Annotated in this window: 1 protein-coding gene; it reads left to right on the top strand. The window is 61.5% G+C overall.

The features are described from left to right. A partial coding sequence (locus AAEY83_RS15780; protein ID WP_351060461.1) for a hypothetical protein occupies positions 1 to 265 on the top strand: 265 nt, incomplete at both ends.

Raw genomic sequence — 265 nt, forward strand, 5'->3', positions numbered from 1 at the left:
TGTCGTCGCCGACCAGCTTCGACTTCATCAGCGCCGCCTCGCGTTTCGCCACCCCGGGCGTGACCAAGGAAGATGCCGAAGACATGTATCGGGTGATGCAGGCCGTGCGGGCGCAGAACCCGAAACTGCCGGTCACCGAGTACTATCTGACCGGTTACAGCCTCGGCGCCCTTGATGCCGCGTTCGTCGCGCATCTGGACGAGACCCGCCGCAGCTTCAATTTCAAGAAAGTCCTGTTGCTGAACCCGCCGGTCAACCTCTATAC

The sequence above is a fragment of the Psychrobacter sp. TB20-MNA-CIBAN-0197 genome, assembly GCF_040309765.1.
Lineage (GTDB): Bacteria > Pseudomonadota > Gammaproteobacteria > Pseudomonadales > Moraxellaceae > Psychrobacter > Psychrobacter submarinus.